The organism is Kineococcus sp. DHX-1, from assembly GCF_042473625.1.
Lineage (GTDB): Bacteria > Actinomycetota > Actinomycetes > Actinomycetales > Kineococcaceae > Kineococcus.
In genome coordinates this window covers 3095171-3113592 of record NZ_CP170445.1, presented here as the reverse complement: position 1 = coordinate 3113592, position 18422 = coordinate 3095171, and the positions used below count along the sequence as shown (strand labels likewise).

Annotated in this window: 13 protein-coding genes; 6 read left to right on the top strand and 7 right to left on the bottom strand. The window is 75.9% G+C overall.

The features are described from left to right. Positions 1-35: 35 nt before the first annotated feature. From recC to recD, 3 genes are read left to right on the top strand one after another with little or no spacing between them, the layout of a single operon-like run. Positions 36-3446, top strand: coding sequence for an exodeoxyribonuclease V subunit gamma (gene recC / locus ACFEMC_RS14895; RefSeq protein WP_380170353.1), 3411 nt, complete (start codon positions 36-38; stop codon positions 3444-3446). Further along, positions 3443-6823 (top strand): UvrD-helicase domain-containing protein, encoded by a 3381-nt coding sequence (locus ACFEMC_RS14890; RefSeq protein WP_380170352.1) that lies wholly within the window; start codon positions 3443-3445, stop codon positions 6821-6823. The genes recC and ACFEMC_RS14890 overlap by 4 nt, the downstream gene beginning before the upstream one ends. Next, on the top strand, positions 6820-8688 hold the full coding sequence (recD, locus tag ACFEMC_RS14885) for an exodeoxyribonuclease V subunit alpha (RefSeq protein ID WP_380170351.1): 1869 nt from the start codon (positions 6820-6822) through the stop codon (positions 8686-8688). Before ACFEMC_RS14890 ends, recD begins: the two co-directional genes overlap by 4 nt. Here the strand turns inward: recD and ACFEMC_RS14880 are convergent. The 4 genes from ACFEMC_RS14880 to ACFEMC_RS14865 form a co-directional block, all read right to left on the bottom strand. After that, the gene (locus ACFEMC_RS14880) at positions 8678-9223 is read right to left on the bottom strand and encodes a hypothetical protein (RefSeq protein ID WP_380170350.1); all 546 of its coding nucleotides are present in this window, start codon (positions 9221-9223) and stop codon (positions 8678-8680) included. The two genes, recD and ACFEMC_RS14880, sit on opposite strands and share 11 nt — an antisense overlap. Positions 9224-9232: 9 nt before the next feature. Then, complete coding sequence (locus ACFEMC_RS14875) at positions 9233-10615, bottom strand: NAD(P)/FAD-dependent oxidoreductase (protein ID WP_367640074.1); 1383 nt, start codon at positions 10613-10615, stop codon at positions 9233-9235. A 79-nt stretch (positions 10616-10694) separates the two neighbouring features. Continuing rightward, entirely contained in the window at positions 10695-11159 is a 465-nt protein-coding gene (locus tag ACFEMC_RS14870) for a VOC family protein (protein WP_380170349.1), read from the bottom strand. Next, positions 11156-11776, bottom strand: coding sequence for a DNA-3-methyladenine glycosylase I (locus ACFEMC_RS14865; protein ID WP_380170348.1), 621 nt, complete (start codon positions 11774-11776; stop codon positions 11156-11158). The genes ACFEMC_RS14870 and ACFEMC_RS14865 overlap by 4 nt, the downstream gene beginning before the upstream one ends. Positions 11777-11843: 67 nt before the next feature. Between ACFEMC_RS14865 and aroQ the strand changes: the two genes are divergently transcribed. From aroQ to ACFEMC_RS14850, 3 genes are read left to right on the top strand one after another with little or no spacing between them, the layout of a single operon-like run. Continuing rightward, complete coding sequence (gene aroQ, locus ACFEMC_RS14860; RefSeq protein ID WP_380170347.1) at positions 11844-12320, top strand: type II 3-dehydroquinate dehydratase; 477 nt, start codon at positions 11844-11846, stop codon at positions 12318-12320. Positions 12321-12362: 42 nt separating this feature from the next. Next, a complete protein-coding gene (locus tag ACFEMC_RS14855; protein WP_380170346.1) occupies positions 12363-14027 on the top strand; it encodes an FAD-binding oxidoreductase in 1665 nt (554 codons plus the stop codon). Between the two features lies 1 nt (position 14028). Next, positions 14029-14595, top strand: coding sequence for a PAS domain-containing protein (locus ACFEMC_RS14850; protein WP_380170345.1), 567 nt, complete (start codon positions 14029-14031; stop codon positions 14593-14595). A 9-nt stretch (positions 14596-14604) separates the two neighbouring features. On the opposite strand, the gene ACFEMC_RS14845 is transcribed toward ACFEMC_RS14850, so the two are convergent. Genes ACFEMC_RS14845 through ACFEMC_RS14835 form a run of 3 tightly spaced genes read right to left on the bottom strand, consistent with a single transcriptional unit; the run spans position 14605 to position 18405 of the window. Continuing rightward, the gene (locus ACFEMC_RS14845) at positions 14605-16287 is read right to left on the bottom strand and encodes a SpoIIE family protein phosphatase (protein ID WP_380170344.1); all 1683 of its coding nucleotides are present in this window, start codon (positions 16285-16287) and stop codon (positions 14605-14607) included. 49 nt (positions 16288-16336) lie between these two features. Then, positions 16337-17161: an SDR family NAD(P)-dependent oxidoreductase gene (locus tag ACFEMC_RS14840; protein WP_380170343.1), complete on the bottom strand. Its 825-nt coding sequence runs from the start codon at positions 17159-17161 to the stop codon at positions 16337-16339. An 11-nt stretch (positions 17162-17172) separates the two neighbouring features. Beyond that, entirely contained in the window at positions 17173-18405 is a 1233-nt protein-coding gene (locus tag ACFEMC_RS14835) for an MFS transporter (RefSeq protein ID WP_380170342.1), read from the bottom strand. Between the last annotated feature and the right edge of the window lie 17 nt (positions 18406-18422).

Below are 18422 nucleotides of genomic sequence, written 5' to 3'. Positions count from 1 at the left end.
ACGCCGTGTCCGAGCGGTCGGGTAGACAGGGGACCGTGCTCCACGTCCACCGTTCCGAGAGCGCGACGGCCCTCGTCGCGGGGCTCGCCGACGTCCTGCGGACGCCCACGGCCGGCGCCGACCCCTTCGCCCCCGACGTGCTCGCGGTGGGCGCGCGCGGCACCGAACGCTGGATCGCGCAGCGGCTGGCCCACCACCTCGGGGCCGGCCCCGAGGGCGAGGACGGCATCTGCGCGCGCGTCGACTTCTCCTCCCCGGCCCGGCTCCTCGACGGCGTCGTGGCCGACGTCGTGGGCCGGATCCGGCCCGAAGCGGCCGACGCCGTCGAGCGGTGGGCGCCGGACGCCCTGGCGTGGCACGTCCTGGAGGTCTTCGACGAACTCGCGCCCGCCGACGGCCGTCCCGGCACCGACGCGGGGGCCCGGTTCGCGGTGCTGCGCCACCACCTGCGCGCCGTCCCGGGCGAGGACGTGCCCCGCGTGCGCCGGACGGCCGCCGCGGCCCGGCTCGCCGGCTTGTTCGCCCGCTACGGCGCCGCCCGCCCCGGCCTGCTCGTGAACTGGGCCGCAGGCGGTTCCGACGTCCCGGACGACCTGCGCTGGCAGCCGGAGGTCTTCCGGGCCGTGCGCGAGCACGTGGGCGTCCCCGCTCCGGCCGAACTGCTCGACGACGTGTGCGCGGCGCTGCGCGCGAACCCGGCCCTCACCGGCCTGGGGGAGCGGTTCGGCGTCTTCGTCGTGACGCGGCTGGCCGAGTCCCGGCTGCGGGTGCTGGCCGCGCTGGCCGCCCACCGGGAGGTCCACCTGTTCCTGCAGCACCCGAGCCCCGCGCTGTGGTCCACCGCGCAGCCGCCCGCGAGCCTGCGCAGAGCCGCCCAGGGCGCCGCCCAGGGGACCGGCCCCGTGCGGCACCCGCTGCTGCTGTCCCTGTCGCGCGACGTGCGCGAGCTGCAGGCCCGGCTGCTCGACGCGGTGCCCGACCTGCACGACGTCCACCACCCGGCCCCCGCCCCGCACCCCACGCTGCTGGGTCGGCTGCAGGCGGCGCTCGCGGCCGACGAGGTCCCCGCGCCCGTCCCGGACCCGGACCCCTCCGACCGCTCCGTGCAGGTCCACTCCTGCCACGGCCGCGCCCGCCAGGTGGAGGTGCTGCGCGAGGTCGTCCTCGGCCTGCTCGACGACGACCCGACGCTGCAGCCGCGCGACGTGCTCGTCATGTGCCCCGACGTCGAGGCGTACGCGCCGCTGGTGCAGGCCGTCTTCTCCACCGACTCCCACCCCGGCGGTGGGCTGCGCGTCTCCGTCGCCGACCGCTCGGCGCTGCAGACCAACCCGCTGCTCGGGCTCGCCGCGCGGCTGCTCGTCCTGGCCCAGAGCCGGCTCACGGCCAGCGAGGTGCTCGACCTCGCCGGCACCGCGGCCGTCCGCGCGCGCTTCGACCTCGACGACGAGGACCTCGAGCAGGTCCGCGAGTGGACGGTCGACGCGGGCGTGCACTGGGGCCTGTCCGCCGAGCACCGCGCCGCCTGGTCCCTCGGGACGGTGGCGCAGGGGTCGTGGCGGACCGGGCTCGACCGCCTGCTCGTCGGCGTCGCCGTCGGCGGTGGGGCGCAGGACGAGCTGCTGGGGGAGGTCGTCCCGCTCGCGGACGTCGAGTCCTCCCGCGTCGACCTCGCGGGCCGCCTCGCCGAGCTGCTCGACCGCCTCGACGCCGCGGTGGCCCGGCTGTCGGGCCGGCGCGGGGTCGCCGCCTGGTGCGAGGCGCTGCTCGACGGTGTCCTCGACCTCGCCGACGTCCCCGCCGACGGAGCGTGGCAGCTGGCCCAGCTGCGCCGCGAGCTCGGCGCCGTCGCCCAGGACGCGGCGCGCGCCGGGACGGCCGAGGTGGGGCTGGCCGACGTCGCCGCCCTCGTCGCCGAGCGCTTCGCCGGCAAGCCGCAGCGCGCCAACTTCCGCACCGGCGCCCTCACGGTCTGCACGCTGACGCCCATGCGCTCGGTGCCCCACCGCGTCGTCTGCCTGCTGGGCATGGACGACGGGGCCTTCCCGCGCGTCACCAACCCCGACGCCGACGACGTGCTCTCGCGCGACCCGCACCTCGGCGACCGGGACCCCCGCAGCGAGGACCGCCAGGTGCTGCTCGACGCCGTCTGCTCGGCCCGGGACACGCTCGTCGTCACCTACTCCGGCCACGACGTCCGGACGGGCGCGCAGCTGCCGCCGGCCGTGCCCGTGGGGGAACTGCTGGACGCCCTGGACGCCGCCCACCCGGGGGTGCGTGAACGCGTCGTCGTCCAGCACCCGCTGCAGCCGACGGACCCGCGCAACTTCGCCGACCGCGCCCTGGGCCGGCCCGGTGCCTTCAGCTACGACCGCAGCGCCCTCGCGGGCGCCACGACGGGTGCCGCCGAACCGGCTGCGCCGCAACCCTTCCTGGCGGCCGGCCTGCCGCCCGCCCCCGCGGCCGACCTCGACCTGGACCAGCTCGTGCAGTTCTTCCAGCACCCGGCGAAGGGGTTCCTGCGTCAGCGCCTCGACGTGGCCACCGCCACGCGCGAGGAGGAACCCGCCGACGCGCTGCCCGTCGAGCTCGACGCGCTCGCCAAGTGGTCGGTCGGGGACCGGGCGCTCGCGGCCCGGCTGCGCGGGGCCGGCGCCGGCGACGTCGTCCGCCTCGAGACGGCCCGCGGGTCCCTGCCGCCCGGCCCGCTCGGGACGGCGGTGCTGCGCGAGGTGGGTCCGCTGGTCGACGCGATCGCCGCCGTGGCCGCCGAGTTCGACGCGGGGCTCGCCGGAGCGCCCCCGCGCAGCGTGGACGTCGAGCTCGACCTCGACGTGCCGGGCACCGGACCGGTCCGCCTGACGGGCAGCGTGCGCGGCGTCCGGCCCGTGCGGCCCGGGGGCCGCGCGACCGGCGACGTCGCCGTCACGACGATCTACTCCCGGGTCAAGGCCAAGCAGACCGTCCGCGCCTGGATCGAGCTGCTGGCCCTGTCGGCCGCCCACCCGGGGACGGACGTCCGCGCCGTCGTCGTCGGCCGGGGCGGTCAGGGCAGCGTCGCCCTGCTGACGCTCGGGCCGGTGCCGGCGGCCGTCGCGCGCGGGCTCCTCGTCGACCTCCTGGAGCTGCGGGCCGCGGGGTTGTGCGCACCGCTGCCGCTGCCGGTGGACACCGCGATGGCCTACGCGCAGGCCGCGTGGGCCGGTCGTCCCGCCGCCGCCTGCCGGCGCGCGGCGACGGGGGCGTGGACCTCGGACTGGTCCTTCCCCAAGGAGGACGCCGACGAGGAGAACGCCGGCGTCTGGGGCGCGGCGGCGCCGGTCGACGTGCTGCTCGACTGGGCGCCCCCCGCGGGCTGGCCACCGGGAGCACCGGCGACGTTCGACGCTGCGGTGCAACGCGTCTGGGAACCCCTCCTCGGTGCCTACCGGATGGACGAGCGGTGAGCGCGGCGACGGGCCACCGCACCTTCGAGGTGACCGGGCCGCTGCCGACCGGGACCACCGTGCTGGAGGCCAGCGCGGGGACGGGCAAGACCTGGACGATCGCGGGTCTCGTCACGCGGTACGTGGCCGAGGGGGTCGCCGCGGTCGACGAGCTCCTCGTCGTGACGTTCGGGCGCGCGGCCACGGCCGAGCTGCGCGACCGCGTCCGCGAGCGCCTCGTCGGCGCGCGCGACGCCCTGGCGGACCCGGCCACCGCCGCGGCCTCGCCCGACGCCGTCGTCCGGCACCTCGCCGCGGCCCCGGAGGCCGACGTCGCGGCGCGGCGCGCGCGGTTGTCCGCGGCGCTGGCGGGCTTCGACGCCGCCACCGTCGCGACCATCCACGAGTTCTGCCAACAGGTCCTCACCAGCCTGGGCACGGCCGCCGACGTGGACCCGACCGCGACGCTCGTCGAGGACGTCGACGACCTCGTCGAGGAGGTCTGCGACGACCTGTACGTCCGGTTCGCCGTGCGGCCCGGCGGCGGTCCGCCCCCGTTCTCCCGCGCCGTCGCGCTGCGCATCGCGCGGGAGGCGGTCGGCCGCGCGGACGCGCGCATCGAGCCGCGCGGCGCCGCTCCTGAGACCCCGGAGGACCTGCGCGTCCGGTTCGCCCAGGGCGTCCGGCGCGAGGTGGCCGCCCGCAAGCGCTCGCGCCGCGTGCTGGGGTTCGACGACCTGCTGACGCGGTTGCGGGACGCGCTGACCGACGAGGTCGCCGGCCCCACGGCGTGCGACCGCTTGCGGCGCAGGTACTCCGTCGTCCTCGTCGACGAGTTCCAGGACACCGACGCCGTGCAGTGGGACGTCCTGCGGACGGCGTTCCACGGGTGCTGCCCCCTGGTCCTCATCGGGGACCCCAAGCAGGCCATCTACGCCTTCCGCGGCGCCGACGTGAACAGCTACCTGGAGGCCGTCGGCGTCGCGGACGCGACGGCGACGCTGGGCACGAACTTCCGCAGCGACCCCGCCGTCCTGGCGGGGACGGCGGCGCTGCTGCGCGGCGCCGCCCTCGGCGACGGGCGGATCGTGGTGCACCCCGTGCAGGCCCACCACCGCACGGCCGCGCTCGTCGGGCCGGCCGGCCCGGATCCCGCGCCGGTGCGGTTGCGGGTCCTGCGTCGCGACGGGTTGCCGGTCACGGCCCGCACGGGCGTGCCGGCCGTGGCCGACGTGCGCGCGGCCGTGGCGCGCGACACGGCCGAGCAGGTCGTCGCCGTGCTGTCCGAGGGGCTGCGGGTGCAGCCGCACCGGGGTGGCCCCGGACGCGACCTCGCGGCGGGTGACGTCGCGGTGCTCGTGCGCACCCAGTCCCAAGCCCAGCTCGTGCAGGAGGAGCTGCGCCGCCGCGGGGTGCCGTGCGTGCTCTCGCGCGGGCCGAGCGTCTTCTCCACGCCCGCGGCGCGGGAGTGGGTGTGGCTGCTGGAGGCCGTCGAGCAGCCGCACCGGGCGGCGCGGGTGCGGCGCACGGCGCTGTCCTCGTTCGTGGGCTGGACCGCGGCCGAGCTGGACGCCGCGGGGGACCGGGCGACCGACGAGGTGTCCGTCGCGCTGCGCGGCTGGGGCACGGTGCTCGCCGAGCGTGGGGTGTCGGGCATGTTCGCCGCCGTCAACGAGGAGCGGGACCTGCCGCGCCGGCTGCTCGGCGTCGAGGGCGGTGAACGCCGGCTGACCGACCTGCGGCACATCGCCGAGGTCCTGCACGCCGAGTCCGCGCTCAACCCCGGTGGCGGAGTCTCCACCCTGCTGTCGTGGCTGCGCGGGCGCGTCGAGGACGCGGCCGGCGACGTCGACCAGGAGCGCTCGCGGCGCCTGGACACCGACCGCGACGCCGTGCAGATCGCCACGGTGCACACGAGCAAGGGCCTGGAGTACGAGGTCGTCTGCGTCCCGTTCGGGTGGGACTCCACCGGCGGCGGCTCCAAGGACCGGCTGCCCGTGGCCCACGCCCCGGACGGCCCGCGCGCGCTGCACGTCGGGGGCCCCGCGGCCCCCGCGTACGACGCCTTCTGCCGCGCGGCGGACACCGAGGACCTCGGCGAGGAGCTGCGCCTGCTCTACGTCGCGCTCACCCGCGCCGTCTCCCGGCTGCTGGTCTGGTGGGCGCCGGCGACGAACACGCAACGCGGTGCGCTGCACCGGTTGCTGATGACCGACGACGTCCTGGCGGTGCCGGAGAAGCTGCCGCTGCCCGCCGACGACGCGTTCGCGACCCGGCTCGAGGCGCTGTTCCCGCCGGGGTCGCCGGTGGCGGTCGAGGACGTGCCGCTGCGCTCGACGCCGCGGCGCTGGTCCGGGCCCGTCACGCCCGCCGTCGAGCTGCGCGCGGCCCGGTTCGGCGCCGAGGTGGACCTCGGGTGGCGGCGCACGTCCTACTCGGGCCTGACCCGCGGTGTGCACGACGTGCACCTGCCGGGCCGGGCGGTCCTGTCCGAGCCGGAGGTGGAGGTGACCGTCGACGAGGTCGACGGGGTCGAGCCCCCGGGCGCCGAGGCGGGGACGGACGACCCGCAGGGGTGGCGGACGGTGCCCTCGCCGCTGGCCGACCTGCCCGCGGGCACGGGGTTCGGGACGCTCGTGCACGCCGTGCTCGAGGGGTTCGACCCGGCCGTCCCCGACCGGCCGGCCCACCTGGCCGCCCTGGCCCGCGAGCAGTTCGCCGCCCCGCTGGCCGAACCGCTCGCCGCGGCGCTCGACCCCGTGCTGCGCACCGGTCTGGGGCCGCTGGCCGACGACCGCGCCCTGCAGGACTTCGCCGTGGCCGACCGGTTGGCCGAGCTGGACTTCGAGCTGCCGCTGGCCGGCGGCGACGACGCGGGACCCTCGGCCGGGGGCCGGCTGGGGGACCTCGCCGTCCTGCTGCGCCGGCACCTGCCCGCCGACGACCCGGTGCACGCCTACGCCGGGCAGCTCACCGAACCGGCCCTGGCCGCCGAGGGCCTGCGCGGCTACCTCACCGGTTCGATCGACGCCGTCCTGCGGTGCGGGTCGCGCTTCCTCGTCGTGGACTACAAGACGAACCGGCTCGCCGGCCCGGGGGAGGAGCTGACCGCCTGGCACTACCGGCGACCGGCCCTCGACGAGGCCGTCCTGGCGGCCCACTACCCGCTGCAGGCGCTGCTGTACAGCGTTGCGCTGCACCGGTTCCTGCGCTGGCGCCTGGCGGGGTACGACCCGGCCGAGCACCTCGGCGGGTCGCTGTACCTGTTCCTGCGCGGCATGTGCGGACCAGACGTCGCGCCCGGACCGGACGGCGTGCCGCCCGGGGTGTGGTCGTGGAAGCCGCCCGCCGCCCTCGTCGTGGCCACCTCCGACCTGCTCGCCGGGAGGACCCCGTGACCACCACCACCAGCAGCAGCGTCGAGGGGGCCGTGGAGCCCGACCGCTCGGCCTCCCTCGCCCGCTCGGCCACGGGCCTGCTGCGCGAGGTCAACGAGCTCGGCCTGCTGCACGCCGCCGACGTCCACGTCGCCCGCCGGCTCGGCGCGGTGACGGGGGAGGACGACGAGCGCGTCCTGCTGGCCGTCGCGCTCGCCGTCCGCGCCGTGCGGCACGGGTCGGTCGTCCTGCGCCTGTCGGTGGTGGGCGACCTCGTCCCCGAGGACGCCGACGACTCCGGTGCCGTCGCGCCGGTGGCCGTGCCGTGGCCCGAGCTGGAGCCCTGGCGGGAGGCCGTGCGCCGCAGCCCCCTGACGGTCGAGCACGGGCCGGGGGAGGACCCCGAGGCCGGCGGACCGACGGCACCCCTGCACCTCGTCGGCGACGGGCTGTGGCTGGACCGGTACTGGCGCCAGGAGCTCGCCGTCGCCCGGGACCTGCGCGACCGCAGCCGCACCGTCGCGCCGTACGACCCGGCCGCGGTCGAGGCGGTCCTGGGCCGCCTGTGGCCGGGCGACCCCGCCGACGACCAGCGCGCCGCGGCCGCGGTGTGCCTCTCGCACGGCGTCTCGGTCCTGGCCGGCGGTCCGGGGACGGGCAAGACGACGACGGTGGCCCGGCTGCTCGCCGCCGTGCACGCGCTGTCCGACGGGCCGCCCCGGGTGGCGCTCGCGGCCCCGACGGGCAAGGCCGCCGCGCGCCTGACCGAGGCCGTCGTGTCCGCGGCCGACCAGGGGGCGTTCACCGCCGACGAGCGTTCGTTCCTGCGCGCGGCCGCCGCCTCGACGCTGCACCGGCTGCTCGGCATCCGGCCGGGGTCGGTCCGGGCCCGGTTCGACGCCGAGCACCGCCTCCCGCACGACGTCGTCATCGTCGACGAGGCGTCCATGGTCGGGCTGGGCGTCATGGCCCGGCTGCTGTCGGCGTTGCGCCCCGGTGCGCGGCTCGTCCTCGTCGGGGACCCCCAGCAGCTCGCGTCGGTGGAGGTCGGCGCGGTCCTGGCCGACCTCGTCGCGCCGGCCACGTCCTCGCCCGGGACGGCCCCGCACGGGGTGGCCCGGCTGACGCGGACCCACCGCTACGCCGCCGGCGGTGGGATCGCCGCCATCGCGCAGGCCGTGCGGGAGGCGCGGTCCGCCGACGTCGTGGACCTGCTGCGGGCCGGTGGCCCCGACGTGGAGTTCCTCGAGGTCCCCGACACCGAGCTCGTCGCCGGTGCGGCGCTCGAGGTCGTGCGCGCCGACGTCGTCGTCCGGTCGCGGGCCGTCGTCGAGGCGGCTCGCGCCGGCGACGCCGCGACGGCGCTGACGGCCCTGGACACCCACCGGCTGCTCTGCGCGCACCGGCGCGGGACGCGCGGGGTCGCCCACTGGAGCGCCCTCGCCCAGCGGTGGGCGGTGGAGGAGCTCGGCGTCCTGCCGCGACCGGACGGCCGCTACGTCGGCCTGCCCGTCATCGTCACCGCGAACGACGCCGCCGTCGGGGTCTTCAACGGCGACACCGGGGTGGTCCTGGAGGAGGACGGGGTGCTCGTCGCCGCGCTCTCCCGCGGGTCCGGACCGCTGCGGGTGCCGCTGGCCCGGCTGGCGTCCGTCGAGCCCGTGCACGCGATGACGGTGCACCGCAGCCAGGGGTCGCAGTTCGACACCGTCACCGTCCTCGCCGCGCCGGAGACGTCCCCGCTGGCCACGCGCGAGATGTTCTACACGGCCCTGACGCGAGCCCGCAGCCGCGTGCGGGTCATCGGGTCCGCGCGCGCGGTGGCCGCCGCGGTGGAGCGGCCCCTGGCCCGCGCGACCGGACTGGCCGAGCGGCTCAGGGCGTGAGCGGGTCCCCGCGCAGTTCCACCAGCAGGCGCGCCAGCACCGGCGGCGGGCTGGACCGGGCGGCCTGCGCGGCCCGGCCGTAGGCGGCCGCGTCCTTCGTGAGTCCACCGGGCAGCGCCCGCAGGAACGCCGGCCACTGCGCCAGGCAGGTCTCCAGGTCCCCGGGCAGCACGTGCACGGGGACGTCCCCCAGCTCCGCGAGGACCCGCCGGCTGTCCTCACGGGCCCGGTGCCCGGCAGCCGGGCCGTCGTCGGCGTCGAGCACGACGTCCACCACGGCCCCGAGGGCCCGGGCGACCGCGGCGGCCAGTGGCAGGGCGTGCTTGCCGCCGGCCGCGACGACGGGCGCAGCGCCGGCGAGCAGGACCGTGAGCACCGCGACGTCGGTCGCCCCCTCGACGAGGACGACCCGCGACTGCCCGGCCACCTGCAGCACGAAGCCCGCCGGCAGTGCGGTGCGCACCAGCCGGCGGGCTCGGTTCGTGCTGGTCCCGAGGGTGGTGGCGACGAGCGCCACCACGTCCTCGGGGACCACGGGGAGGGGTCAGCCGACCTTCGGCTTCTCCTCCGCCTTCGGGTAGATGTCCGTGTTCTGCGCCGGCGTGATGAGCGCGTCCTCCGGACGGGTCTGGTTCAGCGCGACGGCCTGCGGGGGCAGGACGGCGTGCAGCGCCCAGTCGGTGAGCACGCGGATGCGGTTGCTCATGGCCGGCAGGGCGTACAGGTGGTACCCGCGGGCGACGATCTTGGCCGGCAGACCGGTCATCTCGATGCCGAGCGGCTTGGCGACGGCCGTGCCGCCACCGAGGTCGGCGACCAGCCCGAGGTCCTTGTGGACGTAGTCGGCGGCCTGGCCGATCCCGAAGGAGGCGGCGATGTTCTTGCCGACCGCGGTGCCCTGGCGCTGGGCGTGCTGCGCGGTGGGCGGGGTGATCGGCTGCGGGCCGTCGGCCGGCTTCGGCTTGGCCAGGTCCGGCACGGCGGCGGCATCACCGGCGGCCCAGACGTCGTCGGCGCCCGCGACCTTCATCTTGGCGTCGACGACGAGGCGGCCGCGGTCCAGCGGCAGGCCCAGGGTGCCCATGAGCGGGTTCGCCATGATGCCCGCGCCCCAGATGAGGGTGCGCGAGGGGACCGGCGTGCCGTCGGTGAGGTTGATGACGTTGCCCTCGACGCTGGCCACGGAGACCCCGAGGCGCACGTCGATGCCGCGGCCCTTGAGGGCCGAGAGGGCGTACTGGCCCAGGCGGGGCCCGAGCTCGGGCAGGACGGCCGGGGCCACGTCGATGAGCAGCCACTTGACGTCGCGCACGTCGATGGACGACCAGCGGTCGGCGACGCGGGAGAGCCAACGGTGGGTCTGGGCGACGATCTCGGTGCCGGTGTAGCCGGCGCCGACCGCGACGACGGTCATGCGCTCGGCGCGCTCGGCGTCGAAGCGCGGGTCGTCCGGCAGGCTGTCGGCCGCGTCGAGCTGGGCCAGCAGGTGGTCGCGGACGAACGCGGCCTCGGTGATGGTCTTGACGCCGCGGGCGCTCTCGGAGACCCCGGGGATCGGGAAGCGGCGGGTGACGGCGCCGGGGGCGAGCAGGAGCTTGTCGTAGGACAGGACCTGGGTCTCGTCGCTGACGACGCCGCGCTCGGACTTGGAGATCGTGATGGTCTTCGCCTCGGGGTCGACCGAGGTGGTGTGGCCCACGACGAGCTTGTGGCGCGGCAGCGCCTGCCGCAGCGACACGGCGACGTGGCGGGGCTCGATGACGGACGCGGTCACGTCCGGCAGCAGGGGGCTGTAGGTGAGGTGGTCAGTCGGGCTGACGATCACCAGCTCTGCCGCGGAGGCCGGGAGGAGCTTCTCGAGCTTCTTGCCGGCGTACAGGCCGGTGAAGCCACCTCCGACGATGACGACTCGCTGTCGATCGACCATGTGTGGCACCTCTTGTCTGTGGCTCGCCGGGACGGGGCTCCCGCTTCTCCACGATTCTGTCACTCTCGGGCGGGACCGTTCACGCACCCCCGTCGGCCGCGGCCTCCAGCTCGACGACCACGAGGCGCCGCATGCCGAGCATCGCGGTCATGGCCCGTTGCGCCCGTTCGGGATCGGGGTCGGACAGCAGCTCCGGCAGCCGGGTCGGGACGATCTGCCACGACACGCCCCAGCGGTCCTTCAGCCAGCCGCACCGCCCCTCCGAACCGCCGTCGGCCACCAGGCCGTCCCAGTACCGGTCCACCTCGGCCTGGTCGGCGCAGGAGACCTGCACGGAGAACGCCTCCGTCTGCGGGAAGTGCGGACCGCCGTTGATGATCGTCCAGTCGCGCCCGTCCAGGACGAACGAGACCGTCATCGGCGCCCCGTCCGGCCCGCCCGGCGAGGTCGAGACGACGCGCGAGTCGGGGAACAGGGCGACGTAGCGTTCCGCGGCGGCCAGGCCGTCACGGTCGAACCACAGGCACGGGACGGTGCTGCTCACGCGTGGACCCCCTCGATCGCGGCTCGGGCGGCCTCCGCGACGGCCCGTGCCGGGCACTCTCCCAGGTGGTCGTCGACGACGCCACAGGCCTGCATGGCGGCGTACGCCGTCGTCGGCCCGACGAACCGGAACCCCTTCGCCTTCAGGGACTTCGCCAGCGCCACCGACTCCGGTGTGGTGGCCGGGACGTCGCCCGGGACGCGGGGGACGGGCGGGGCCGCGTCCGGTGCCGCGGACCAGAACAGCTCGGTGAGGCTGCCGCCCGCGGCCTGCAGGGCGAGGAGGGCGCGAGCGTTGGCGACCGTCGCCTCGACCTTGGCGCGGTTGCGGATGATGCCCGGGTCCGCGAGCAGCCGGGCCACGTCGGCGTCGCCGTAGGCGGCCACCACCTCGGGGGCGAAGTCGTCGAAGGCCGCGCGGAAGGTCTCGCGGCGGCGCAGGACGGTGATCCAGCTGAGCCCGGACTGGAACGCCTCCAGGCTGACCCGCTCGAACAGCCCCCGGTCGTCGCGGACCGGGTGGCCCCACTCGGTGTCGTGGTAGGCCTCGTAGAGGGCGTCGCCGGTGCCGAAGCAGCGGAAGGGTTCGGGGCTGGGCGCGGCGGGCGAGGCGGGCATGGACGGCACTGTGGCACCGACCGCCGACACGGCCCTCCCGTCGTCCACAGGTCGGTACTGTCCGCGTGTGAGCGAGCACTCCGCCGACCTCCCGCCGACGATCCTCGTCCTCAACGGGCCCAACCTCGGCCGCCTCGGCAAGCGGCAGCCCGAGGTCTACGGGTCCACGACCCTGGCCGACGTCGAAGCCAGGCTGCAGCGCCTGGCGGCCGAGCTGGGCGTGCGCGTGGAGCTGCGCCAGACCGACGCCGAGCACGAGATGATCGGCTGGGTGCACGCGGCCGCCGACGCCCGCCGGCCCGTCGTGCTCAACCCCGGCGGCTGGACCCACACGTCCGTCGCGCTGCGCGACGCGTGCGTCGAGCTGAGCGCCGGGCTCGTCGAGCTGCACGTCTCGAACGTCCACGCGCGCGAGGACTTCCGCAAGCACTCGTACATCACGCCCGTCGCGACGGGCGTCGTGGCCGGCCTCGGCGTGGAGGGCTACGAACTCGCCGTGCGCTTCCTCGCCGGCCGCACCGGGAGTGTCGTCCCCGGCGCGTAGGCTCGCGCCCGAGCACCGCAGGTCGAGGGTTGGGAGTTCCTGGTGGTCGAGCACATGAAGTGGTGGGGTTGGGGCCAGGAGGGCGTCGCCTTCCACCACGAGGACAAGCCGAACCTGGCGCCGTTCGTCAAGCGCGTCTCCGGCATCGACTTCGACGCCGCGCCCGCGCAGGTGCCGCAGCTGTCCGAGCTGACCGTGCCGCCGTCGCAGGCCCCGGACGCGCTGCGCACGGCCTTCGCCGAGGCCGTGGGCGAGGAGCACGTCCACGACGACGACCTCGACCGCGTCGTGCACGCCTACGGCAAGTCGATGCGCGACCTCGTCCGCATCCGGCGCGGTGACTTCGGCCGGCTGCCCGACCTCGTCGTCTACCCCGGCACCGAGGCCGAGACGGAGGCCGCGCTGCGCGTGGCGCTCGAGTCCGACGCCGTCCTCATCCCCTTCGGCGGCGGCTCCAACATCGTGGGTTCCCTGGAGGCCCCGCGGGACGAGACCCGGCCCGTCGTCTCCCTCGACATGGGCCGCATGCGGCTGCTGCTGTCCCTCGACGAGACCTCCCAGACCGCCCGCATCCAGGCCGGCGCCCTCGGCCCGGACCTGGAGGAGCAGCTCAACGCCCGCGGCTGGACGATCGGGCACTTCCCCGACAGCTTCAAGCACTCGACGCTGGGCGGCTGGATCGCGACCCGGTCCTCCGGGATGCAGTCCGACCGGTTCGGCGACATCGCCGACATCACCCGCGCCGTCCGCGTCGTCACCCCGCACGGGACCGTGGCGACCGCCGAGGTGCCCGTGCAGTCGGCGGGCCCGAGCGTGCGCGAGATGGTGCTGGGCAGCGAGGGCCGGCTCGGCATCATCACCGAGGCCACGGTGCAGGTGCACCGCCAGGCCGAGCAGCGCGAGATCCAGGCCTACTTCTTCCCCGACTACGCCAGCGGCCTGAAGGCCATGCACGACATCGCGGCCTCGGACGCCTCCCCGAGCATCACGCGCGTCTCGGACGCCAACGAGACCCAGTTCACCCTGGCCACGTCCAAGAAGGGGAGCACCCTCGGGCAGCTGCTCAACAAGGGCGTGCAGCTGTACGCCAGCAAGCGCAAGGGCATCGACCTGTCCGAGATGTGCCTGTCGTTCATCGGGTTCGAGGGGTCGGCCCTGCACGTGCGGCGCAACAAGTCGCTCGTGGGCGAGATCGTCAAGAAGCACGGCGGCTTCGGGGTCGGTGCGGGCCCGGGCAAGCTGTACGACCAGAAGAAGTTCGACACCCCCTACATCCGCGACTTCATCCTCGACCGCGGTGCGTACGGCGACGTGTCCGAGACGTCGTCCTCGTGGGCGACGCTGAAGTCGGTGCACGACAACGTCGTGGCGGCGGCGAACAAGGCCTTCGCCGAGGTCGGCATCAAGGGCTTCGTCTTCTGCCACCTCTCGCACAGCTACCACTCCGGTGCGTGCCAGTACTTCACGTTCGCCTTCCAGCCGCCGACCGACCGTGACGGCCTCGAGGCCTACGACATCGTCAAGGGCGCCATCCAGCAGGCGTTCATCGACAACGGCGGGACGCTCTCGCACCACCACGCCGTGGGCCGGGAGCACAAGCGCTGGATCGAGGACGACCTGTCCGCCGCCGGCGCCAAGATCGTGGGATCCCTCTTCGCCGGGGTGGACCCGGGCCGCAACCTCAACCCCGGCGCCGTCGTCGACTGAGGTGCCCGGCCCGTCCGACCGCGAGGACCGCTCCCGACGCGCGGAGCGGGTCCTCGCGGTCCTGCGCGACCTGTGGGGGGACGAGCGGCCCCCGGGGCCGGACCCCGAGCTGGCCTGGATCGTCGACGCCCTGGCGATCGACGACGCCCATGGACGCGAGGAGGGCCTCGTCGTGCACAGCGACGCCATCGCGCTGTCGTCGCTGTCCGACTGGCTCGCCACCCCGCAGTTCGCCGACGAGCAGACGGGCGCGTGGCAGCTCGACACCGCCACCGGTCGCGTCGTCGTCGACGAACGAGGCAGCGAGGTCCTCGGGGTGGGCCGGGAGTCGGTGGGCTCGGAGCGGCTCATGCTCGACGTCCACCCGGCCGACCGCCCCAGCGTCGAGCGGGCCTTCGACCGGGCCGCCGCCGCGGGCACGCCGTTCCGCGTGACCTACCGGGGGCGGTCCCCGTTCGGGGAGTGGCTCTGGCGCACCAGCACCGGCCGGCGCCTGACGGTGGGGCCGACCGGAGCCGTGCTCGTCGGGTTCACGACCGTCCACCGCCCGGCCCCCGCCCACGGCTGAACCCAGGGGTCAGGCCACCAGCAGGTCGGCCCAGACCGTCTTTCCGTCCCCGCGCGGCGCCACCCACCAGCGCTGGGCCAGCAGCTGCACGATGTGCATGCCACGGCCCCCGGTGGCGTCGTCGTCGCTCGTGCGGGGTTGCGGGTGCTGGGTCGAACCGTCCTCCACCCCCACGCACAGCAGCCGGTCGGCCACCTCGTGGCGCAGGGTCAGCGCGGTCGGGGACCCGGTGTGCAGCAACGCGTTCGTCACCAGCTCGCTGACGACGAGCTCGGCCTCGTCGGCCGTGCCGGTCAGCTCCCACGCGTGCAGCGTCGTGCGCAGCCAGTCGCGGGCCGCGCCCACGGCACGGGTGTCGGCGGGCAGCACCAGCCGGTTCTCCCGCGTGCCGGGCGCCGGACCGTCGTAGTCGACGACGAGCAGGGCGGCGTCGTCGCGACCCCCGCCCCGCACGGGCGCCAGCAACCGGTCGGCCAGGGTCTCGGCGTCCACCCCGGGGCCGTCGGTGAGCGCGCGGCGCATCGCGGCCTCGCCCGTGGCCGTCGCCTCGTGGGTGCCCTGGCCGCCCTGCCCGGGCCACTCGACGAGACCGTCGGTGTACAGCAGCAGCCGGCTGGCCCCGGTCAGGCGGTGCCGGCTCTCCGGGTACGTCGCCTCCTCCTGCACCCCCAGCGGCGGCCCGGGGTCGACCTCGAGAGCGCCGACCTCCCCGGCGGCGACGACGGGCGCCGGGTGCCCGGCGCTGGCCACCGTCACCTCCCCGGTCCGTTCGTCGAGGGCGAGGAGGCAGCACGTGGCGAACAGGTCGCCCTCGAAGGACTGCATGAGGCGGTTGGTCCGCTCCAGGACGGCCGAGGGTTCGTGCCCCTCGCTGACGTAGGCCCGCACGGCCGTCCGGACGCGGCCCATGAGCGCGGCCGCGGCCGAGTTGTGGCCCTGGACGTCGCCCATGACCAGGACGAAGGCGGTGTCGGTGCGGATGGCGTCGAAGAAGTCCCCGCCGACCTCGGCGCCGTCGGTGCCGGGCAGGTAGCGCGACGTCACCCGCACCCGTTCGCCGGTGGGCAGTGCGTGCGGCAGCAGCGCCTCCTGCAGGGCGCGGGCCGTCTCGGCCGCGGCGCGCGCCAGGCGCAGCTCCTCCTCGTGCCGGGCGACGAGGCGGGCGCGGCGCTCGCGGTCGAAGAGGGAGACGACCATGGTCGCCAGGTCCGCGAGCCCGGCCCGCTGCTCGTCGGTCAGCTGCCGGGGCTGGGCCTCGTCGAAGACGCAGAGCGTGCCGAGGGCCTGGTGGTCGGGCGTGAGCAGGGGAGCCGCGGCGTAGCTGCGCACGTGCCCGAGCGTGCCGTCGACCCAGGGGTGCGCGGCCCACCGGACGTCGCGGCGGGCGTCGGCGGCGTGCACGAGGCCGCCCGCGCCGAGCGCGTAGTAGCACATCGAGTCGCCGCGGTCGCTGGTCCCGGGGTCGAAGCCCTCGGCCACGAGCTGCCGCTGGTGGTGCTCGTCGATGATGTTGACGACGGCGTTCGGCAGGCCGGTCAACCGGGCGGCGAGGCGGACGACGGCCTGCAGTTCGGCGGGCGGGGCGGCGGCGACGTCGACGTACTCGCGCAGGGCGGCGAGCCGAGCGGTCTCGTCGCCCAGGACGTCGTCAGGGGTCTCCGCGGGGGACGAAGCGGGGACGGCTGCGTTCACGTCTCTACGTTACGCCCTGACTACGCTCCGTGTTGGAGTTCTAGATACGTCAGCGGCCGGCGTTCGGGTGCCGGCGCTTGGCCCCCGACGGCATCCGGTTCCACACCGAACTGACCACGCGCCGCGGCACGACGTCGAGGACGGCCGAGACGGCCTTCCAGCGCTTCGTCGGCACGCTGACGGACCGTCCCGCGAAGAGGTCGTCGAGGGAGGCGTCCACGACGTCGTCGATGTCCAGCCAGATCCGGCTCGAGAGCGACGAGGTCCCGCCCGAGGACATCCCCGACCGGGCGTGGAACTCGGTGCGCACGTAGCCCGGCTCGACGACCGTCGCGCTCACGCCCGTGCCGCGCAGCTCCCCGGCCATCGTCTCGGTGAGCACGATGACGTAGGCCTTCGCGGCCGAGTAGTGCCCGCCACCCGGGACCAGCCCGGCGACCGAGCCCACGTTGAGGATGCGGCCACGCCCGCGCGGGACCATCGCGCCGGTCGCCGCGCGCGACAGGACCATCACGGCCCGGCACAGCACGTCGAGCATGCGCTCGTGGTCGGCCGGTTCGCCGTCGAAGAAGCGCTGGCGCAGACCGAACCCCGCGTTGTTGACGAGCACGTCGACGGGCGCCTCGCGGCTGCCGACGCGGTCGGCGACCCGTTGCAGCGCCGCGCGGTCGGACAGGTCCGCGGCCAGCACCTCGACCTCGACCCCGAACTCGGCGCGCAGGGCGCTCGCGGTCTGCTCGAGGCGCTCGACGTCGCGCGCGACGACGACGAGGTCGTGTCCGCGACGCGCGAGCGAGCGCGCGTAGGCCGCCCCGAGGCCGGCGGTGGCCCCCGTGACGAGCGCGGTGGGACGGGAGGAGGGGCTGCTGCTCACGGGGGGCGAGCCTAGTGAACGGCCACGGGCTCGGACTGCCGGGCGGCCCACGTCCGCTGGGCCAGCAGGCACACGGCCGCGGCGGTGACGACGGCCGTCGCCGCCACCCCGAGCGCCGTGCGCGCCCCGGCGAGGTCCAGCAGGATCCCGGCGACGGCGTTGCCGACGGCGGCCCCGGCGGTGATGGCGGTCGACAGCCAGGCCTGCGCCTCCCCGAGGCGGTGTCCGGGAGCGAGCAGGTCGACGAGGCCCTGCGCGGCGATGAGGTTGGGGGAGATGAAGAGCCCGGTGAAGAACAGCACGACGAGCAGCACGACGAGCGGGACGCCCTCACCGGCCGCGAAGGCCACGGTGAACAGCAGGCTCCCGAACAGCGTGAGCGTCACCAGCAGCCGGCGCCGGTCCGGGCTGTGCCAGTCGCGGCTGCCGTAGAGGAGCCCCCCGATCGCCGACCCGCCGGCGATGGGGGCGAAGAGCACGCCGAGGCGGTCGGCCGAGCCCAGCAGGTGCTCGGCCAGCCCCGCCATCGAGACGTCGAGGATCCCGAAGCCGACGCTCATGACGGCCATGACCGCCAGGAGCAGGACGAAGCCGCGGCTGCGCAGCAGCGCCGCCCCCGCTCCGTGGCCACCGGCGCCGACCGGTTGCGGCCGGACCCGGCGCGCGCCGGGGGAGCGGGCGTAGACGAGGGTCCCGCCCACGAGGAGGACGACGGTGACGAGCAGCGGCAGCGGGGCGATCCCGAGCAGGAGCAGCACGCTCAGCAGGAGCGGGCCGCCGACGAAGATCGTCTCGACGGCCGCGGCGTCCAGGGCGTAGCCGCGGCGCCGGCCGCGCTCGGAGGTGACGACGACGCGCCACGTCGAGCGCATGGCCGGGCTCAAGGGCGGGAAGGCCGCGCCGGCGAGCACGGCGAGGACCGGCAGGACGGCGGCGGGCACGGCGGTCCAGACCGTCGCGACGGTCAGCAGCAGCAGGAACAGACCCGAGACGCTCGCCGCGGGGATGAGCACGCGGGGCTGCCCGAGCCGGTCCATGGCCCGGCCCCACAGGGGCGAGCCGACGGCGAGACCCACCGCGAACAGGCCCGTGACGATCCCGGCGAGCGTGTAGTTGTCGCGGGCCGTGCGCACGAGCAGGACGAGTCCCAGGGGGGCCGTCGCGATGGGGATGCGGGCCACCACCGAGGCCACGAACGGTCGTGCCACCACCGGATCGCGCAGCAGCGCGAAGTACCCCGACATCCCCACCGAGTCCCTCG